At 42.4% G+C, this 21,004-nt stretch carries 17 protein-coding genes and 1 riboswitch; of the genes, 6 read left to right on the top strand and 11 right to left on the bottom strand.

The features are described from left to right. Window positions 1–27 precede the first annotated feature (27 nt). Window positions 28–876, bottom strand: coding sequence for a CvfB family protein (locus tag GPS65_RS10665; protein ID WP_012009528.1), 849 nt, complete (start codon window positions 874–876; stop codon window positions 28–30). A 237-nt stretch (window positions 877–1,113) separates the two neighbouring features. On the opposite strand from GPS65_RS10665, the gene GPS65_RS10660 reads away from it, so the two are divergent. The 4 genes from GPS65_RS10660 (at window position 1,114) to GPS65_RS10645 (ending at window position 8,161) form a co-directional block, all read left to right on the top strand. Then, entirely contained in the window at window positions 1,114–1,605 is a 492-nt protein-coding gene (locus tag GPS65_RS10660) for a YajQ family cyclic di-GMP-binding protein (protein ID WP_012009527.1), read from the top strand. An 81-nt stretch (window positions 1,606–1,686) separates the two neighbouring features. Then, a riboswitch (SAM riboswitch) is annotated at window positions 1,687–1,805 on the top strand. Between the two features lie 78 nt (window positions 1,806–1,883). Continuing rightward, on the top strand, window positions 1,884–3,725 hold the full coding sequence (locus GPS65_RS10655; RefSeq protein WP_012009526.1) for a bifunctional homocysteine S-methyltransferase/methylenetetrahydrofolate reductase: 1,842 nt from the start codon (window positions 1,884–1,886) through the stop codon (window positions 3,723–3,725). Beyond that, on the top strand, window positions 3,709–7,137 hold the full coding sequence (gene metH, locus GPS65_RS10650; protein ID WP_119124673.1) for a methionine synthase: 3,429 nt from the start codon (window positions 3,709–3,711) through the stop codon (window positions 7,135–7,137). Before GPS65_RS10655 ends, metH begins: the two co-directional genes overlap by 17 nt. A 166-nt stretch (window positions 7,138–7,303) precedes the next feature. Continuing rightward, complete coding sequence (locus GPS65_RS10645) at window positions 7,304–8,161, top strand: GNAT family N-acetyltransferase (RefSeq protein ID WP_119124672.1); 858 nt, start codon at window positions 7,304–7,306, stop codon at window positions 8,159–8,161. Between the two features lie 42 nt (window positions 8,162–8,203). Here GPS65_RS10645 and GPS65_RS10640 read toward each other — a convergent pair whose 3' ends face one another. From GPS65_RS10640 to GPS65_RS10615, 6 genes are read right to left on the bottom strand one after another with little or no spacing between them, the layout of a single operon-like run. Continuing rightward, complete coding sequence (locus GPS65_RS10640; protein WP_119124671.1) at window positions 8,204–10,018, bottom strand: IucA/IucC family protein; 1,815 nt, start codon at window positions 10,016–10,018, stop codon at window positions 8,204–8,206. A gap of 13 nt (window positions 10,019–10,031) precedes the next feature. Further along, window positions 10,032–11,381, bottom strand: a complete 1,350-nt coding sequence (locus tag GPS65_RS10635) for a lysine N(6)-hydroxylase/L-ornithine N(5)-oxygenase family protein (protein ID WP_119124670.1) — start codon at window positions 11,379–11,381, stop codon at window positions 10,032–10,034. After that, window positions 11,356–11,910: a GNAT family N-acetyltransferase gene (locus GPS65_RS10630; RefSeq protein WP_161985416.1), complete on the bottom strand. Its 555-nt coding sequence runs from the start codon at window positions 11,908–11,910 to the stop codon at window positions 11,356–11,358. Before GPS65_RS10630 ends, GPS65_RS10635 begins: the two co-directional genes overlap by 26 nt. Further along, on the bottom strand, window positions 11,907–13,688 hold the full coding sequence (locus tag GPS65_RS10625; protein WP_119124669.1) for an IucA/IucC family protein: 1,782 nt from the start codon (window positions 13,686–13,688) through the stop codon (window positions 11,907–11,909). The genes GPS65_RS10630 and GPS65_RS10625 overlap by 4 nt, the downstream gene beginning before the upstream one ends. Continuing rightward, window positions 13,685–15,181, bottom strand: coding sequence for a pyridoxal phosphate-dependent decarboxylase family protein (locus tag GPS65_RS10620; RefSeq protein WP_119124668.1), 1,497 nt, complete (start codon window positions 15,179–15,181; stop codon window positions 13,685–13,687). Before GPS65_RS10620 ends, GPS65_RS10625 begins: the two co-directional genes overlap by 4 nt. Continuing rightward, complete coding sequence (locus GPS65_RS10615) at window positions 15,168–16,514, bottom strand: aspartate aminotransferase family protein (RefSeq protein ID WP_119124667.1); 1,347 nt, start codon at window positions 16,512–16,514, stop codon at window positions 15,168–15,170. The genes GPS65_RS10620 and GPS65_RS10615 overlap by 14 nt, the downstream gene beginning before the upstream one ends. Before the next feature lie 386 nt (window positions 16,515–16,900). On the opposite strand from GPS65_RS10615, the gene GPS65_RS10610 reads away from it, so the two are divergent. Further along, window positions 16,901–17,449, top strand: a complete 549-nt coding sequence (locus GPS65_RS10610; protein ID WP_088002112.1) for a serine O-acetyltransferase — start codon at window positions 16,901–16,903, stop codon at window positions 17,447–17,449. On the opposite strand, the gene GPS65_RS10605 is transcribed toward GPS65_RS10610, so the two are convergent. From GPS65_RS10605 to GPS65_RS10590, 4 genes are all read right to left on the bottom strand, one after another. Beyond that, window positions 17,431–17,694, bottom strand: a complete 264-nt coding sequence (locus GPS65_RS10605) for a hypothetical protein (RefSeq protein WP_012009516.1) — start codon at window positions 17,692–17,694, stop codon at window positions 17,431–17,433. The genes GPS65_RS10610 and GPS65_RS10605 overlap by 19 nt on opposite strands. Window positions 17,695–17,722: 28 nt before the next feature. Then, window positions 17,723–17,998 carry a hypothetical protein gene (locus tag GPS65_RS10600; RefSeq protein ID WP_012009515.1) on the bottom strand — a complete coding sequence of 92 codons (276 nt, stop codon included), beginning with the start codon at window positions 17,996–17,998 and terminating at the stop codon, window positions 17,723–17,725. A 63-nt stretch (window positions 17,999–18,061) separates the two neighbouring features. Further along, window positions 18,062–18,619: a GNAT family N-acetyltransferase gene (locus GPS65_RS10595; protein ID WP_012009514.1), complete on the bottom strand. Its 558-nt coding sequence runs from the start codon at window positions 18,617–18,619 to the stop codon at window positions 18,062–18,064. A 14-nt stretch (window positions 18,620–18,633) separates the two neighbouring features. Further along, window positions 18,634–19,500 carry an AraC family transcriptional regulator gene (locus GPS65_RS10590; protein WP_119124666.1) on the bottom strand — a complete coding sequence of 289 codons (867 nt, stop codon included), beginning with the start codon at window positions 19,498–19,500 and terminating at the stop codon, window positions 18,634–18,636. Window positions 19,501–19,613: 113 nt separating this feature from the next. Here GPS65_RS10590 and GPS65_RS10585 point away from each other — a divergent pair, with 113 nt between their 5' ends. Then, entirely contained in the window at window positions 19,614–20,990 is a 1,377-nt protein-coding gene (locus tag GPS65_RS10585) for an MATE family efflux transporter (RefSeq protein WP_119124665.1), read from the top strand. Window positions 20,991–21,004 lie beyond the last annotated feature (14 nt).

The raw sequence follows: 21,004 nt of genomic DNA, 5'->3' as shown, positions 1-21,004 counted from the left end.
TAAGGTTAAGGTTCTCTTTCACGCTGCTCATTTTTTCTCGTATGTCCAGCCCTCTTTTTGGTAGACTAGGCCGTTTTTCATCAAATGACCTAATGCCCGTTTAAAGGCTGCCTTGCTCATTTGGAATCGTTCGCGGATGTCTTCTGGATCGCTTTTATCTCCATAAGGCATCGCACCATTTCTCGTTCTCATATAAGTTAAGATTTCTTCTGCATCGACAGATAACGCTTCCTGTTTTCTAGGAAGCAGAGACACGTTCACAGTTCCATCCTCTTTCACTGCAATGACGCGTCCTGTCACGGTCGATCCTAATCTTGGCTCTTCCTTTCGTTCTGTCCGGTGGATAAACCCTCGCACCCCTGTATCTGTCAGCATAAACGAGCCTGTCGCAATTAAGCGATAAATTGTTCCAGTGATTTCTTTGTTCATTAAGGTTTCGGGTGCCTCAGTAAATAAGTCACTGATCACATCTTCTGTGGCTGGCTTCGCGAACATTCTACCGTAGCTTGTGACTTTCAGCATACAGTAAAGTTTGTCTCCTTTTTTCGGCCATGCTTCCTCAAAAGGAGGGAGATGTTCTGTTGCGACAAGTGCATCCTTTGACAAGCCAACATCCACAAATGCACCCATGTCTTCTACGACGTCTACGACTTCTACCCAGCCATATGTATGCGCATTGATTGTCGGTATTTTCATCGTTGCAGCTAGCCTTTCTTCATGATCTACGTATAAGTAGACCTCTACTTCATCTTGGTCATCAATATCTTCTGTCATTTCACTACGGTGCAAGAGGACCGAATCTTCACCATCTGTCAAAAAGTAGCCGTATTCCATCTCGTTCTCTATTTGCAAGGTCAGTTGCTCACCTGGTCTCATGTTCTCTTCCTTCCTATCTGCTCGTACAAGAGCGTTCGTTCATCTTTTGATTCACTTTATTCTACTATACTTCTCCTCACATGAACATCTCTAGTTCTGTTAGCTAAAGTGGACAAACCGGACACGATTTATACCGCTGCCAGCAGAACTCTTTGACTCGTCTCTTCGATAAAGTTTCTTCTTCTCCACGTTGCATGATAAAATAGACGCAATATCTATACATGGAGGTCATGTGTTATGGCAAAAGAAAGCTCATTTGACATTGTATCGAAGGTTGAACTGCCAGAGGTGCAAAACGCCGTTCAAGCAGCGCTCAAGGAAATTAAAAATCGTTATGATTTTAAAGGAAGCAAAAGTGATATTTCTCTTGAAAAAGAAGAGCTCGTGCTCATCTCTGATGATGATTTCAAGCTGGAGCAACTAAAAGATGTACTTGTGACAAAGCTGATCAAACGAAATGTTCCAACTAAAAACATCGACTACGGAAAAACCGAGCATGCCCTTGGCGGAACCGTACGCCAGCGCGCGAAGCTGATCAGCGGAATTGATCAGGACAACGCCAAAAAGATCAATGCACTCATTAAGCAATCCGGCATCAAAGTGAAATCACAATTTCAAGATGACCAAGTGCGTGTAACAGGAAAAAATAAAGATGATTTACAAGAAGTGATTTCTCTTATGCGTAAGGCAGATTTACCGATTGACGTTCAATTTATAAATTTTCGATAAATTTCAAATTTTCCATTGATTATTTCCGATTTTTTCGATACAGTGGATGGAAGTTCAATTCATTGACATGTTCATATCGCTTTCTTATTAAGAGAGGCAGAGGGACTGGCCCTGTGAAGCCTCAGCAACCGGTGTAGTAGAAATCTATTTTCTATGACCAAGGTGCTAAATCCAGCAAGCAACTGCTTGGAAGATAAGAAGAAGAATTACGATACAGCCAAAAAGTCTTCTTCTTATCAGAAGGCTTTTTTTGTTACATAGAAATAAGGAGGAAACCAATGGGCCTATTACAAGACTTACAAAACCGCGTACTGATTGCTGACGGTGCAATGGGAACACTTTTATACTCTTACGGCATTGACCGCTGCTTTGAAGAATTAAATTTATCGAAAGAAGATGAAGTAAAGCGCGTGCACGAAGCATATGTGCAGGCTGGTGCGGACATCATTCAAACAAATACGTACGGCGCAAATTATATTAAACTATCCCGTTACGGTTTAGAGGAAGAAACAAAGCGTATCAATACAAAGGCGGTACAAATCGCAAAAGCAGCCGCAGGTTCTGCTTATGTCCTTGGAACGATTGGTGGCATTCGAACGTTTAACAAAAATGCCTACACGATTGAAGAAATTAAAAGAAGCTTTAGAGAGCAGCTATACATCCTATTAAATGAAGAACCCGATGGAATATTGCTAGAAACGTATTATGACATGGAAGAAGCGAAGGCCGTTCTCCAAATTGCACGCAAAGAAACGACGCTCCCCATTGTCATGAACGTCTCCATGCATGAACAAGGCGTGTTACAGGATGGAACACCGCTTAGGGATGGTTTATCTGAATTGTCCTCTCTTGGCGCAGATGTCGTTGGCATTAACTGCAGGCTAGGCCCTTATCATATGATTCAGGCACTCGAAGGCGTACCGATTTTAGAAAATTCTCATTTATCAGTCTATCCTAACAGCAGTCTTCCCTCACTTGAAGAAGGCAGACTCGTCTATGATACAGATAACGATTATTTCCGAAAAAGTGCACTCGAATTTAGAAATCAAGGTGCACGTATTATCGGTGGGTGCTGCGGAACAACGCCTCAGCATATTCACGCAATGGCTGAAGCGGTCAAGGATTTAGCCCCGATCACTGAAAAAGAAGTGAAAGTATTAAAAGAAGAAATCATTTCGATTCAAGATCAGCGGACTGAACCAGGACTTGATGAGCTCGCTACGAAAAAACGGACGATCATTGTAGAGCTTGACCCACCGAAGAAGCTGAATTTCGAAAAATTTCTCGTCGCGGCAAAGGAATTAAAGAATGCAGGCATTGATGCCTTGACATTAGCTGATAATTCTCTTGCAACCCCGCGCATTAGCAATGTGGCTTGCGGCGCATTATTGAAACAGCAGCTTGATATGCGTTCACTCGTCCATATCACATGCCGTGATCGTAATTTAATTGGACTTCAATCCCATTTGATGGGTCTCGATACCCTTGGTTTAACTGATATTTTAGCCATTACAGGCGATCCTTCTAAAATTGGGGATTTCCCAGGGGCAACATCAGTTTATGATTTAACCTCCTTTGATTTAATCCGCCTGATTAAGCAGTTTAACGAAGGCCTTTCTTTCTCAGGAAAGCCGCTTGGCAAAAAGACCAATTTTTCAGTAGCTGGCGCGTTTAACCCGAATGTTCGTCACATTGATAAGGCGGTCAAACGTCTTGAGAAAAAAATCGAATACGGTGCTGATTATTTTATTTCACAGCCTGTATATTCTGAGGAACAGCTTGTGAAAATTCATGAGGAGAGCCGTCATTTAGATAAACCGATTTATATTGGCATTATGCCATTAACAAGCAGCAGAAATGCGGAGTTTATTCACCATGAAATTCCGGGCATCAAATTATCTGATTCCATTCGTGACATTATGGCGAGGGCCGGTGAGGATAAAGAAAAGCAGCGAGCAGAAGGCTTAGCGATTGCCCGCTCTTTATTAGATACAGCCTGCGAATTGTTTAATGGCATTTATTTAATTACCCCTTTCCTACGATCAGACTTAACAGCAGAACTAACCACCTACATTCATCAGAAAGAAAAGGAGTCAAACATCCATGTCAACTATCACTGAACAGCTTAAGAAACGCATCCTCGTCCTTGATGGTGCAATGGGGACCATGATTCAAAATGCCAATCTCACAGCAGAAGACTTTGGTGGCGAAGAGTATGAGGGGTGTAACGAGTATTTGAATGTAACAGCCCCTCACATCATCCGCACGATTCATAAAGAATACCTTGAGGCAAGCGCCGATCTCATTGAAACGAATACGTTCGGGGCTACAAAGCTCGTCCTTGATGAATACGGGCTTGGCCACCTTGCCTATGAACTCAATGTACGGGCTGCGCAGCTGGCAAAGGATGAAGCTGACCGTTTCTCCACACCCGAGCAGCCTCGATTTGTTGTAGGTGCGATGGGTCCGACTACGAAAACATTATCTGTGACAGGCGGCACTACCTTCGATGAGCTCGTTAGAAACTATGAAGAGCAAGCCCGTGCCCTGATTGATGGCAAATGTGATGCCCTTCTTTTAGAAACAAGCCAAGACATGCTCAATGTAAAAGCTGGTTTCAAAGGCATTCAGGAAGCCTTCCAGCAGACAGGTATTGAGTTGCCTCTCATGGTATCAGGTACGATTGAACCAATGGGCACAACCCTTGCTGGTCAGGATATTGAAGCCTTTTATATCTCTCTTGAGCATATGAAACCGATGAGTGTCGGCCTGAACTGTGCGACGGGTCCTGAATTCATGACAGACCATATCCGCACCCTATCCTCCATCGCCAAATCAGCGGTTAGCTGCTATCCAAATGCTGGTCTCCCAGATGAAGAAGGTCAATATCATGAATCCCCTGCTTCACTTGCTAAAAAGATTTCCGCCTTTGCCAAAGAAGGCTGGTTAAATATTGTTGGCGGCTGCTGTGGAACAACACCTGCACATATACAGGCATTGTCAGATGAAGTACGCACGATTCAGCCGCGTCACATTACGCATGAATCGTCTCAACATACCGTATCAGGAATTGAGCCCCTAATATATGACGAATCAATGCGGCCTCTTTTTGTAGGAGAACGGACCAACGTGATTGGTTCACGCAAATTCAAACGACTCATTGCGGAACAAAAGTTTGAAGAAGCATCAGAAATTGCTCGTGCACAGGTAAAAAACGGCGCTCACGTGATCGATGTGTGTCTCGCTGATCCAGATCGAGACGAGATAGCTGACATGGAAGGTTTTTTACAAGAGGCCATGAAAAAAGTGAAAGCCCCTTTTGTCATTGATTCAACGGATAAACACGTGATCGAAAAGGCGCTCACCTATTCGCAAGGGAAAGCCATCATTAATTCCATTAACCTTGAAGATGGCGAAGAACGCTTTGAAGAAATTCTTCCTCTTGTGAAGCTGTACGGGGGTGCACTTGTTGTTGGCACAATCGATGAAACAGGGATGGCCGTAACTGCAGAACGAAAGCTCGAGATTGCGGTACGCTCTCATGATCTATTAACGAAGAAATATGGCATTCCCGCAAGTGACATCATTTTTGATCCACTTGTCTTTCCAGTAGGCACTGGAGACGAGCAGTACATTGGCGCTGCCGAAGAAACGATCAAAGGCATCAAAATGATCAAGGTAAAACTGCCTGAGTGCTTGACGATTTTAGGCATCAGCAACGTGTCTTTTGGACTCCCGCCTCTTGGGAGAGAAATCTTGAATGCCGTCTACTTGTATCACTGCGTCCAAGCAGGACTTGACTACGCCATCGTCAATACAGAAAAACTTGAACGCTTCGCTTCTATTCCAAAGGAAGAAATCAAGCTCGCTGAAACGTTGCTCTATGAAACTAATGATCAAACCCTTGCTGAATTCACCCAATTTTACCGCGGCAAAAAGAAAACGGAGAAAAAACCAAAGGTCTCCCTATCACTTGATGAAAGGCTCGCACTATACGTCGTCGAAGGAACAAAAGAAGGTCTTATCGATGATTTATCCCTTGCTCTAGAGCAATATGAATCACCACTTCATATCATCAATGGTCCGTTAATGCAGGGAATGGCTGAGGTTGGACGTCTTTTTAATCAAAACGAACTGATTGTGGCAGAAGTGCTTCAATCGGCAGAGGTCATGAAAGCATCTGTATCGTATCTCGAGCAATATATGGAAAAGCAGCATGCAAGCGGGAAAGGTAAAATCCTACTTGCCACTGTAAAAGGAGATGTCCATGATATTGGGAAAAACCTTGTCGACATCATTTTGAGCAACAACGGCTTTCAAGTGGTCGATCTCGGAATTAAGGTGACACCACAAACATTGATCGAAGCTGTGCAAAAGGAAAAGCCCGATATGATTGGATTATCAGGATTACTTGTAAAGTCAGCCCAGCAAATGGTTCTCACCGCTCAAGATTTACAAAAAGCGAATATTTCCGTGCCCATTTTAGTCGGTGGCGCTGCTCTTTCTCGTAAATTTACGAAAATGAAAATCTCGCCTCATTATGACGGACCGGTTCTTTATGCCAAAGATGCCATGGACGGCTTATCTTTAGCCAATGAGTTAAAAGCAAATCCTCTTCAATTTCAAATAAAGCCCGATGAAGAGCCTGTGGCAACTGTCAAAGAGAAAGAAACAAAGCAGCCACAAGCTGTCATTGAATTACTAGAAAAACGTGCCGCGCTCCCTGAGGCACCTATTTTCACGCCGGAAAATACGGCACGTCATTATGTAAAGGATATCGACCTGCACCACATTATGCCTTATGTGAATGAACAAATGCTCATTGGTCACCACCTTGGATTAAAAGGAAAGGTGAAAAAGCTATTGGCCGAACAGCATCCAAAAGCATTGGAATTAAAGCAGCTTGTCACAGATCTTCTAAATGAAGGCAGAGAGAAGAACTGGTTTGCCCCTGCATTTGTCTATCAATTTTATCCTGCCAGTTCTAACGGAAATGATCTGCATATTTATGATCCCGAAGTGCCTGACCGTATCATTGAAACGTTCCAATTTCCAAGACAAGAGAAGCTTCCATACCGGTCCATTTCTGATTATGTGAGGGGAAACGGTGAAAAGGAGAAAGATTATATTGCCTTATTTGCCGTCACAGCTGGAGCGCGTATACGTGAAGTCGCACAGCAATTTAAGCAAGAAGGAGATTATTTAAAAATGCATGCGGTTCAAGCTCTGGCACTTGAGCTTGCAGAAGGATTAGCCGAAAGAACCCACCAAGTGATTCGTGACAAATGGGGCTTCCCTGATCCAGTCGATTTCACAATGGAAAAACGATTCCAAGCGAAATATCAAGGGCAGCGCTATTCCTTTGGTTATCCTGCTTGTCCAAACCTTGAAGACCAAGAAAAGCTGTTCAAGCTGCTTCAACCTGAGAAAATCGGCATCCATTTGACAGAAGGATTCATGATGGAACCTGAAGCATCTGTTACAGCGATCGTCGTTTCTCATCCTGAAGCTCGATATTTTAATGTTCATTAATGCTGGACCTCCACAAGAGGAATTGGAGCACCATTATCCAGACAGTGATTACGCCAACGAGGGTTTGTCTACACGCTGAAAAGAAAAGGAAAGCCTTTTCCTTTTTCTCATCCTTCTTATGATACGATACACATAGATGAATTCAGCTAAGAAGGAGTTGCGTGTCATGACAAACGTTGTTCAACGAGCATTAACACTCGATGACATACCAGATCTTATCGCCTTGTCTCAAGAGGTGGACTGGCCTGATTACAATGCGGAAGAGCTCACATCTCTTTTAACAAATGGATATTTCATAGGTTTTTCAACAGTGGATGGACAAGTCATCTCGTGTGCAGGACTTTTCCAGTATGATCGAATGGCGTCAATTGGTGCCGTCATTGTATCTAGGACACATCGCGGCTTAGGTCTTGCAAGAAAAATGATTGACACCCTGCTAGATCAATGTGATCAAAGCATTCCTGTCGTCTTAACCGCTACTGTCCAAGGACGGCCAGTTTACGAAAAAATCGGGTTTCACACGGCAGGTTATATTACGACTTACAAAGCGCAAAAAACAACCCCAGAGACGCTTCGTGTGTCAGATGACATTCACCTGTCTTCTGCCGATGAATCGCACCTTCCGTGTATTGAAGCATTAGATGAAAAAGGCGCAGGCACAAATCGTTCAAGCTTTCTAAAAAACCGGATGAACCGAGCAGCGCAGCGTATCATTGCAAAGAATGAACATCACGAAATAACTGGTTTTGCATTTGGTGTTGAAACACCTGCTAATTTAATGATTGGACCGCTTGCTGCAAATGATGAAATTACAGCTCTCTCGCTGATTCGATCGCTTATTTCGTCTTATTCCGGTCCGATTCGTTTAGATATGCAGGAGGAAACAGCCGAGCGCCTCCACGAATCACTTGTTGAAGCAGGTTTTACGAAAACAAACAAAGCGCATTATATGATGATTCGCGGGAAAGAAAAGCTGAACGATCCTGCACTTCTTTATTTCCTCGCCTCTCAAGCATTCTCGTAAAATATAAAAAGCTGTAGACACTTGATGTCTACAGCTTTTCTATTACTTCTCCCAGGCGGGTGATAGAACATGCGCGAGTGCATTTGTAACCTTTCCATGCTCTGATGCATGCGGGCGGTCATCTCCATCTCCATACCCATAATCAATCATTCGATTACGATTTAAACACAGCTTTGTCAGCTTCGGCTGGAAGAGATCAAATAGTTCAAAACGGTCTTTCAGCTGCGGGAATTGCTTTTGATACTGCTGTATTTCTTCGGCAAGCAAGCGCCAAAGTGTTGCTTCATCTAACAGCTGATGATTGTCTAGCACATTTGATACGTAACGCAGGTTACAAATAAACAAACCTGTAAAGATAAACTGCACTAAACCTTCTGGCGGTTCACTCCGCAGCACTTCTTTTAAATCGTCTCCTAGAGAAGCCAATTCAGGTAGCGGCTGATCGCTAATGTTTACATCGTCAACGAAATCTTTGATCGCTAAACGATGAGGCTGATGATCTTTTAACACAAGAATCGTATTTTGTCCGTGCGGTGAAAAGACGGTGCCGTATTGATACATAAAGTGGAGTAGCGGCGGCATGACCACATGGAAAAATTTCGCCATCCACTCTTTTGCTGAGAGACCTGATTTTTCAATCAGCTGTTTCACATAGGGCTCACCTTCATGATCCTCATAAGTGAGTGCCGCAAGTGTAACAGGGTTCTCTCCTTCATCTAAGTACGAGTAAATACTCTCTCTAAAAATCACACCGAGCATCTCAAGATATTGATACGGCGCACCAGGCAGCTTGCTATAGTAAGGATGATCAACATTGATACTTGCATTCTCACCAGGTAATATCACGCGGCAGACATCAGATAAAAATGAATCTTGATCTGCAATCCCTTTAATATGCGCTGTAATGCGAGGGGCAATGACTGTCCGTTCTGATGGAAGTCCGCGGTACACAAGCGTATTTAAAATACTCATTGGCAGTTTAATATGATGCTTGCCTTTATTTGAGATGTTCGTAAAGGTTCTGATCGACTGCTGTGGGATATATTGATCCAGTCCCTCCCCTACATACACAATCCGGCGCAATGCCAAATCTTCCGGGAAATGCTGAATAATCATATGTGTCCACTGCCATTTATGAACAGGCATCAAATAATAATCAGCTTCATTCAATCCTTCATCCTTTAGCACACGGTGAAATTGACGGATCGTGACTTCATCTAACTCTTTGGTGATTATCTGCTCATAGTTTTCATGATCGACAGCATGGAATGTGGCAAGATCTCGGTGAACAGCAATCCAAGACAGCTGCACACTTTCTTGCCTTTCAGGTGCATAGGCTAGGTAGTCATCATAACTGAACCCAATACGTCCTTTGTTATACACAATCCAAGGATGTCCTGTCATTTCTCCTTCAATCCATGCATAATCAGTATCTGTCAGTTCGTCCGCACGAAGGGCTTTTTTCGACAGCAAATGGACATCTGCTAACAGGGTGTGATGAAGCTCTTTTATTAGATGTCCTGTTGTCTCAGAAGCCATTGGAATGAGCGGCTGAATATCTAGTAAAAACACGATTGCACTGACATCCTTTGACCATTTTCCATCTTGACAGCACTCGATTGATTCAGCGATCGTATCAAAACTATCAAACAAACGAGGTTTTGCAAGATAACGATATTTCTTTTGTTCGTGAATGATTAATTCATACTGAGCAATGCCATCCTTATGATCTAACTGCACGGGATGAAGCATATCCTCATACATGTATTCAGACAGCATTTTTGCCACCATTCGCTGATTTGCCTTTTTCCAAGCAGCAGGATTCACCGCTTTTTTCAATTCATCTTGTACACTCATCGCTGCATCCTCCTTAACCTTTGATTTCTTCGAATGTGTTGACGTTCTTGTGTGTACCAAATGTCTGGAAGACGTGCTTTTGATAAAGTGGATACACGGTTTGATGAGCAAGTTCATTGATAATCACACTATTTCGGTAAGCACCAAGTCCTAAATCTGGAGCGCCAACACCATGTGTATGAAGCTCTGCATTTTGAACAAAAATATCATTTTCACCCATTGTATTTGTTTTCAAGCGGTACTCACGTTCAACTTGGAACCGCCCTTTATCGTCCCATTGAATATGATGAGAAATTGGGTTGATAAACGGCGGCAGTACGGATTGATAGCCCGTCGCCAGTACGACAATATCTGTCTCGTGAGTAAAGGAGTCCTCTTTGACCCATTGCGTGCATGAAAGGGACAAACCACCCGCTGTTTCCTCAATCAAGTTGACCTCCGTCATCGCTTGGAGCACTGTGTTCAACTGCTCTCCGCAAGCAGAACGCTCATATAGCAAATGATAAATATCACGGATCATTGCAGAGCTGATACCTTTATAAAGCAAGTCCTGCTGCTTTAACAACGCATCCTTTTTTGTTTGCGGGAGCTCATAAAAGAAATCTATATAATCTGGAGAGAAATATTCAAGACCAAGGTTTGAATATTCCATTGGGAAAAATCCTTTAGAGCGTGTGAACCAGTGAATATCCTTCGCCTCATCATCTGCTAAAATATCATAGAACACTTCTGCCGCACTTTGACCAGAGCCGATGACGGTCACAGATTTCCCTTTGAAACAGCCTTCTTTCTTTCGTTTTAAATAGTCGGCAGAATGAAAAACTTTCTCTCCTAAAGCTGGTTGGAGAGATGCTGGTATCGCCGGCTGTGTACCAATTCCTAAGACGAGATGCTTACTTTCAAACACCTCTACCGTTTGTTCTTTCACATGGCGAACATGCACTTCATATCGCTTTTCTCCTGCTTTTTCGATCAATGAGACAGATTCGACGTTCATGCCAAATCGGCAAGAGTCTAACTGGTCTGCGACCCAGCGGCAATAATGACTATATTCCTTGCGCGGGATATGAAAATCTTCTAGAAAGTAAAATGAATACAAACGGTTTTGTTCCTGTAAATAGTTAAGGAAGCTATATTTACTTTTCACATCTGCCATGCTGACAAGGTCCGCTAAAAAAGGAACTTGTAGTGTCGTTCCCTCAATGAGCATCCCTGGGTGCCAATGAAAGGATTCACTTCTTTCAAAAAACAAAGCGTCAATTTCCTTTACTTCTTCAGATAATGCGGCAAGTCCTAAGTTAAATGGGCCAATGCCGATTCCGATTACATCCACTACATTATTTTGCTTGTTGAACCGCGTCATGGTTATACTTCCTTTCGAATCGTTCTCGATCACAAAACATCAAAAGACCTGTTTTATCGGGTAAATTGACTGGTTTTACACGTTCAAATCCACATTTTTCAAATACATGGATCATTTTTTCATTGCGAATATCCGGCTCAGCAACGATTTTTTCTGTTCGTTTGTTTTGCTCAAACTGAAATGCTGTCATGGCCTGAAGCAGCGGAGTCGCAAAACCTTTTCCCACATAATTCGGCTCCCCTATTAATAGATGGATTCCTTGATCATGCGGAGAAGGCTGATAGTAAGATTCAATGATGTCACCTTTGACGTTGTATGCCTCAAAATAACTCATGGGCGTCCCATCAATGGTGCCTAAATACAGGGTTTGATGCGGATCATGAATCGCCTGATAAAAATGCTTTTCAAAAGAAGGAAACGGAATATTCAAATGCCAAAATGGGTGAACATACTCCTCTTGCATCCACTTGTGGACAAGCCGTACATCTCTTTCATATTCAGCTCGAATAAAATGAATACGATGCCTCATCCAATCAGCGCCTCCTTATGTAAAAACAGCGGATTCAAGACAGCTGTGTAACGAGACTGTGTTTCCAATGACCCTGTCAATTCATCCATGTCTTCAAATCGTGTCAGCAAGTTCGCTTTCGAAGGGAGTTCCTTTGAGCGAAGTAGGCTGTTTGTTAGTTCAGATGCACCGTAAGTCTCCTCATGAACGAGTAATGTATCTCTCACAAGTGCGAGCAAGTCTTCTTCTTTCGCCAGACCTTCTGTACCAAAGCCATTAATGAGACCAAATAAATGATTAAAGAAGAAATAATAGCGCAGTCTCTCAACGGCTACATCGTCTGCACAAATGGTTTCACTTCTCACGCTCAGGTTTTGGACAAGATTTGCGAGTTTATCCTTTTTCGATTCACTATAATAGTAGCCTTGGTTGTCACGATAATAGAAGGTGTGCGGGTAACCATCCTTCATTTGCACAACAGCATTTTGCTGATGGGCTTCAAGGGCAAGACCGTACGTTTCAAACAGCCAAAGCATCGGTTCTAACGAAATGGTTAAATATTGCTTAAACCAATCCTCGCTCACAGCCTCCGTTGATCGGCCTTCTGCGCCTGCAAGATCATGAATGATCCCTGCTAACCGCGATTTTCCACCATACGCATGATCCTGACATAATCCAGCAATTAAGCTTGCCCCTTTTTCTTGATGTAAAAATGGATTTTGACGAATGACTACTTCAAAGCCAGATTCCGCTTCTTCTCCTTGAATGGATAAATAGGCTGGATCTTCAATGACCCGGAACCCAGAGAATTTATCGTATAAAGAAATGCCCAGTTCAGTTTTTAGAATGCGTGACATCTCTACTCCGCGATCCAGTTCCTTTTGTTTATTGACACGTAAGGAGTTTGTAATTTTCACAGGAACAGAGAATTTGAGCATATAAGCAGAATCCTTTTGATAGACGGTTCTGAAAGAAGAGGTCGCTGTGTATTCAGAACCCATCGGTCCTAAATAAGTCAGTTTTCCTTCCTCTATATAACGGTTGACGAATGCTTTCTCCATAACCACCTTCACTTGAAGCGGGTGAATCGGAATGAGCACATATTCTCCGTTTTCTACTAACGTATTCAGTCTCTCTTTTTCTTCTGGTACTTGGCGCAAGAGCTCTTCTAGCATAAGGCTTGCCGCAGACTGTGTAATTGACGAATCCTGTAGCACAATCGAATGATGCGCTTTAAAGTAATGAAGCTGGAAAGTTCCTTTTAGCTCAGGAGAATAGATCGCTTCCTCCTCTTCTGTCATTCCTTGTCTGCTTTTTGGAGTAGGATGCGTTAAATGACCAAGGAGAAGTGACTGCTCAGCCTCGATATACTCGAAATCGGCTTCAGAAAGAGCGGCTCGATCACTTTCTCGCTCCTTTAAGAACCGTTCAATATTTCGGCAGCTTAAAATGATGCGAAGCATGAATTCATCCTCTGCATCTGTACGGCCATATTCAATGAGAAGCTCCTTTGAACATAAAGCAACAAGTGTCGTGTAATCGACAATTGTGCCCTCTTGCTCACTGCCTTGCGGGCGAAAGCGAATCGGAAAATCAAAGAGATGGCGGCCAACAGGTGAAACATATCGCATCGGAATCACAAGCTCAAGATCTTGCTTTACTAGTTTTGCGATGAAGACAAGCGAGCCATCTGCTCTCGTCTCTTTTTTGGCAGATCGATCGATTCCTGTTTCGCGTAAAAAACAGTTTAAAAAGCTTTGCATGGTTGCATTTTCAGCCATTTGTTTATATTGACTCAACGTAGTACCCTCCCGGATTGAATATGAGCAATCCCGATATCAACGATGTCAGAAAGGATTTCCTCAATATGTGTGATTGTCGTTCTCGGATTTAACAAAGTGAATTTTAAGCATGTTTGACCATGGACCACAGTTTTCGCAATGACAGCAGTTCCTGTTTTGAATAGTGTCCGGTGAATGATTTTATTGACGTCATCTGTTTGGTCGTCATCCTTAAATCGGAACACAACTGCATTGATTTCTGGCTCAGGATTGATCACTTCAAGGTGATCATTTCTCTCAATAAGCGCGGCCACTTCCTTTGCAAAATGAATGGTATGGTCAATGATCTCTCCAAATCCTTCTTCTCCAATTAGACGAAGAGAGAGAAGTAATTTGAGAGCATCAAATCGGCGCGTCGTTTGAACAGATTTATTGACGAGATGTAGAATACCATCGAGTTCGTCTTCCTTTGGATTAAGATAATCCGCATGATAATTGATCAAACCAAAATGGCTTTTATCCTTTAGCAAAAATGCTCCGCAGGATATCGGCTGATAAAATTGTTTATGAAAGTCAATCGTGATTGAATCAGCAAGCTCAATACCGTCTAATTTCTTTCGGTATGTTTCGCTTAATACAAGTGCTCCACCGTAGGCAGCATCTGCGTGAATCCACAGACCGTATGGCTTGACGATGTCATATACCTCTCGAACTGGGTCAATACTGCCAAAATCCGTTGTTCCGCAAGTGGCTACTACCGCAAAAGGCAGCAAGCTCTGCTCCTTCAACTCAACCAGCTTCTTTTTCAAATCATTGACGTCCATTCGGTGATGTTCATCTGTCTCGACTAGTACAACTGCCTGCTCTCCTAAACCTAACTGGGAAGCAGATTTTTTCACAGTGAAGTGAGCATTCTTCGAGCAAAGAATTCTCATGCGGTGAGATTCACTTGGTAAGCCTTTCTGCTGAACATTCCAATGCCATGTGTTTTCACAAAAGGCATCTCTCGCCAGAAGCAGCCCCATGTAGTTAGATTGGGTTCCACCGCTTGTAAATGTCCCATCTGCTTGGTCGCCATAAGAAAACTTTGCACATAGCCACTTGAGGATTTCTTCCTCAACCAAAGAAGCAATACCACTTTGATCAAAGGAGTCCATTGATTGGTTAAAGGAACTCACCATCACCTCTGCGGCAAGTGCAGGAATGAGCGGTGGACAATGCAGATGTGCCAAGCATTTAGGATGCGATACATCAATCAAATGCGGTAAAAGATGCTCTTTTATATCTTGAAAGACAGATTCAATAGATTCTCCAGACGGTTGAAATCGGAATAGCGATTCGACACTTGCCGCTAATTTCCCAGGCAATATTCCACTGTAAGGTCCTGTGTCTTTTTGCCATTGATCCAGTAAGCTGTCGATAGATGTATGAAGAGCCGCTTGGAAGGACTCTCTTCCAAGCTGGCTTTGATTTATAAATAATGAATCTACTGGAGCCTTAGTTGATTGCATCGTACACAGCCTCTTTAAAAATAGCGATGACTTTTTCAAGCTGTTCTTCTGTCATAATAAGTGGTGGCAAGAATCGAATGACACTTCCAAAACGGCCCCCTGTCTCCACAATTAAGCCTTTGTCGAAGCAGTTCTTTTGAATAAGACTGGCCAGCTCTGGATTCGCTGGATAGCTTCCGTCCACATCCTGTTTCTCATTTGGATCGACTACTTCAACGCCAATCATTAAACCTCTCCCTCGAACATCACCAAGAGCAGGGACTTGTTTTTGGATGTCTTTTAGATGCGCATGCATACGATCTCCTAACCGTTCTACATGATCAAGCAGGTTGGTTTCTTTGATAAATTTAAGCGTAGCGGTTCCAGCAGCCATCGCCATTTGATTTCCTCTAAAGGTCCCAATGTGTGCACCTGGATTCCATTGATCTAAATCTTGATCATAAATCACAACTGAAAGCGGCAAGCTTCCACCAATGGCTTTTGACAGCACAATAACGTCAGGTATAATTCCTGCATGTTCAAAGGCAAACATCTTACCTGTTCGACCAATGCCTGATTGAACCTCATCAATAATGAGCGGAATCCCTTTTTCTTTTGTGATTCTTCTCATTTCCTTCATCCATTCAATCGATGCTGGAATGGAGCCTCCCTCGCCCTGCACTGCTTCAAAGATCATACCTGCTGGCGGAAGAATACCACTTTCAGGATCATTTAATACGCGCTCAATATACGAACTTGAAATGCGGTGCGAATCCTTCCCACCAATTCCAAATGGACAGCGATATTCATATGGGTAAGGCATAAAATGAACATCAGGTATTAACCCTTGCACTCTTTCTTTTGGAGATAAATTCCCGCTTAATGACATCGTGGCATGTGTCGCACCGTGATATGCACCATGGAATGATAGAATGCTTCGATTCCCTGTCGCTGTTTTGACTAATTTAATTGCTGCTTCTATGGCATCACCACCAGTTGGTCCACAAAATTGAATTTTGGCTCTCTTTGCAAACTCTTCTGGTAAGTGAGAAAAAATTTCATTCACAAACTCTTCTTTAATTTCTGAGGTTATGTCCAACGTATGCAACGGTCTTTTTTCATGAAGCATACGTTCAATAGCTTCTATCACAACTGGATGATTGTGACCAAGTGCAAGTGTTCCTGCTCCTGCCAGGCAGTCATAAAACTCTCTGCCATCCGCATCTGTCACGATCATACCTTCGGCTTTTTGCATGGCTAATGGGAACCGTCTCGGGTAAGACCTTGCATTCGATTCTCTTTGACTTTGCTGCTCTAAAAATTGCTGATTTTTAGAAACGGTTTTGATGGACATAATAAAACACTCCTCCAATTGATAAAGATTATCATTTTCATTTACTAGCCTAGAGGATGTGAGATATGAAAGTCAATTGTATTCAAAAAGATGATTCTAAAAGCATATGAATGCTATATTCTCTATTTAATGAGTAATTTCGTGTCATTTTGACAAACCTCTACTGCTATAAGGAGAATAAACGCGTGAGACGGAATAATGTAGAAAAAAATTACAAATCATTCTTCCTGGTTCTTTTGTTCTATTCATGAAAAAGCACTTATTTTATACAGGAAAGTGGATAAAAGTGATGTAGAAAAAGAAAGAAACAAACGTCATTCCACATTGATATAAATGGTTATAATGGTATAATTTCTCTGAAACAAAAGGGAATGGAGAGGAATCTGATGATTGTAACGAAGCATGATCTTCACTACTACTTAGCTCAGGACAAGAAAGCATTAGCCATTAAGCGCAAACAGCCTAAGTGGTTTGGGGATGATATATGGAAATACCAAAGGATTTTACGAAAATATGAATACTATTCTAATAGCGGTGCTACAATTCGCAAATGGCTTTATCGCTATTTACATAAAAAGAAAGGCATGCAACTTGGCTTTGATATCCCGATTGGTGTTTTCGGGCCCGGCCTTAGAATCAATCATACGGGGCTCTTAATTGTGAACAAACATGCAAAAATTGGAGCATATTGTGATATTCATCAAGGGGTGAATATTGGTCAAAATCATCATGAAAAAGATGTGCCAACCATTGGGGATCATGTATGGATTGGCCCAGGCGCAAAGCTGTTTGGGGATATCTATATTGCAGATCATATTTCAATTGGAGCAAATGCTGTGGTAAACCGTTCCTTTCATGAGGAGAAAATTGTTATTGCGGGTGTACCGGCGCAAAAGGTAAAAGAAAAAGCCCTTCATCATGAAGGACCCACTTGATAAAAAAGAATGACACCGATTAAAATAGAGATGAGCAGCATGAGGTAAAACAAAATCGTTAAAATAAGAATGGTCCAGCCAAGCCCCTTCCTCTCTGTCTTGATCAAATAAATACCGAGAACAATCGTACTAAATAGGACACCTAAAATGGCCCACAACCATTTGTCTTTATCATGCTTTGGCGCATCAAACCATAAATAAATGGCAACAGCCAGCGAAACGAATAGACCCGTTATTCTCAACATTAAACTCCTCCTTATGTATACGCGTTCTCTATGATGCGTTTGAGTATCCGAAAATCAGAAGCAGGAAATAAAAGACATAGACTATGATCACAATAGAATAGATGATGATAGACACGATCAGAACTGGCCAGCCCAATCCTTTTCTTCCTGTTTTGATGAGGTATATCCCAAATGCAAAGAGCCCAAATAAAAGACCTAAAATAGACCATAACCATTTATTTTTCCCATGTTTTGGTGCATCTATAAATAGATAGATGGCAACTAAAATAGAAACAAACCATCCAGTTATCCAGCCCACATTCATCCGCCACCCTTCTTCTTCAGTTTATTCCATTATATGATACTTTTATCCTGAAAAAATAATAATTCAAAGGATATTGCGCGGGAGGCTTTTCCATTCCTCCCGCAGCATCCCATAGCGCATCGAATCATAATATTCTCCTTGATAGTAACGGACCTTTCGCAGTCTTCCTTCAAGGACAAATCCGCATTTCTCTGCGCATCGCATCATCCGTTCATTTCCCGACCATGTAGTAAGACCAATTCGAGGAATATCAATGTGTGTAAATAACTCATCAGCCCATAGACTTAACGCCTTTGTCCCAACGCCACCGCTCCAAAAGCGCGAATCATAAATGAGAATGCCGCATTCAAGCCACCGTGTACGTTCATTCTCCCAATAATATGACACGGTACCTTTGATCTCGCCGTCTATTTCAATACCATATAACTTTGATGGAATGGATGTATCCTGTAAGTATCGTTTTTTAAATGCAGCAAACGGGATTTCGTGTTCATGAAAATAAGGGGCGTTCCACTCTCGGTAGGACTGGTCTGGTGCTTTGAATTTCAAATGCCATACCAACTCTAAATCAGCTTCGTTTAATGGTCGAATGCTCACAAGCTTTTCCTTTTCTCTTTTCATCTGTTCACGTTCCTTTACTTGGTCGTTCTTTTTGCGAGATGACGGTACTCGATAGGTGTCATGCCTTCGTTTTGCCGAAACAGCTTAGAAAAATACGTAGGGTCGTCAATGCCTACCTGTTCAGCGATCGCTGCGATTTGATCATTCGTTGAGGCAAGCATGCTTTTGGCTTTTTCAACCTTGAGACGATTGATGTATTGGTTTGGCGTGAGTCCATACACCGTCTGCATGCACCTTGTTATGTAATCAGGATGATAGTGCAGTTTCTCTGCAAGCTCATCCATTTGCAGTTTCTTCATAAAGTGACGCTCAAGATAATGAACCACTTCTGAAGCGACATTCTCCTTTGCACTTGGAATATGAAAGGCTTCTTTTTGTAAATGAATGAGCAGTTCCTCAAACTGTAGCTGTTTTTTCAGCGGCAGTTCAGATGCGTCATCATTTAGGGCCCGCATCTGTGCAAGGTGCTTTTCTAATACATTTCTCCCTTTCACTTTTCCTTTACGGGGCAAGCTAAATTCATAGGTCGCCGGCTTTTCAAAGGTGGCTTGATTTTGTTTCATATCAAACCAGTGTTCTCTCGGCCGATTTGTCAACTCAAAAGGATCAATCGAAAAATGGAGCCACTCATAGTGTGTTTCTTCTTCGCATGGCAAGTGTCCACCATGCGACAAGCCAGGTGAGAGAATGATATATTCTCCTTCTTTTACGTGATTAGCCTCCCTGTCTTCTGTAATCCATAGCTGTCCCCTTGTGACATAAAGAAGATCAAACACGGTGAAGGTTCTAGAGATATGTCTTTCTCCTTGATCAAATACGCCTTTGCCAGAAGCGATATAAACTGGGAACGGCGGTACAGTAAATGTAATAAATCGATTCATATGCATCCCCTTATGAAGTCGGATTTCTCCAATAAGTTTCGGTTTCATCTCTTCTTATTATAGTCGATGCAAGGTACACTATAAATCGGATTTATACGAAAGGAGGTTGATTGATGAAACCTCAATCACTACCAATTCAACAGACTCAAGCTAAAGGGAAGAAAAACCACCCTTCATTATTTGCATTAACTTGGCCTATTTTTATTGAAATCTCTTTATATATGCTGATGGGAAGCGCTGATACCCTCATGCTTAGCCAATATTCCGATAATAGTGTTGCCGCAGTTGGTGTAAGCAACCAGCTGCTGAATTTATTGATTGTCATGTTCAGTTTCATTACAACTGGAACAACAATTGTGATTGCACAGCTTTTAGGAGCAAGCCGCAGGCAGGAAGCGGCTCAAGTCGCCTATGTCTCACTAGGAACCAATTTCTTGATTAGCTTTGTTATTAGTCTTCTCATGTTTGTATTAGCTGTTCCCATTTTACACCTGATGGGCTTATCAAGTGAGCTCATGCCGGATGCGACTGTATTTTTACAAATTGTCGGGCTGCTTTCTTTTATTCAAGCGCTCATTATGACGTATAGTGCTATTTTAAAAAGCTATGGATATACAAGAGATACGATGTATGTCACTATCGGAATGAACTTGCTAAATGTCGCTGGTAACTATTTGGTGATTTTCGGTCCGTTTGGCTTCCCTATATTAGGTGTCATGGGGGTCGCTTTTTCAACCTCACTCGCTCGATTGATCGGATTAATGGCCATGATCCTCATTGTACGCCGCCGAATTGGATTACGCTTTTCCCTGAAGAAAATGTTTCATATCCAGCGGACATATTTAAAAAAGCTGCTGAAAATTGGCATTCCTTCTGCTGGAGAACAGCTTTCTTATAATGGCTCTCAAATGATCATTACACTGTTTATTACATTAATGGGGACGCAGGCATTAGCTGCAAAGGTTTATACTCAAAATATTATGATGTTCATCATGCTATTTGGTGCAGCCATTAGCCAAGGGACACAAATTTTAATCGGACGCCATATTGGGGCGAAGGAATTCGATGCTGCCTATCACAGATGCATGAAAAGTTTATACTGGGCCATTGGCATCTCCCTTCTTTCTTCTACTGCCTTATCTTTATCATCGACGCATTTGCTTGCTTTCTTTACTAGCAACAGCGAGATCATTCAAACCGCCGCCACACTCCTCCTTTTGACCATTATTTTGGAACCAGGCCGTTCGTTTAATATGGTCATTATCAATTCCTTGCGGGCTGCTGGCGACGCGAAGTTTCCAGTGTATATGGCGATGATTTCAATGTGGGGCATCGGGCTTCCAATCGCCTACTTATTAGGTATTCAGTTTGAGATGGGTCTCATTGGGATTTGGATTTCTTTTATCGTAGATGAATGGGTAAGAGGCATCTTTATGTATAGGCGGTGGCGTTCAAGGGTTTGGACGGAATATCGCTTTTCTTCCACATAAAAAGGACTGCGGGT

Source organism: Bacillus pumilus, from assembly GCF_009937765.1.
GTDB classification, from domain to species: domain Bacteria; phylum Bacillota; class Bacilli; order Bacillales; family Bacillaceae; genus Bacillus; species Bacillus pumilus_O.
Note: the sequence above shows the minus strand (reverse complement) of the source record. Positions and strands in the feature narration are given on the sequence as shown.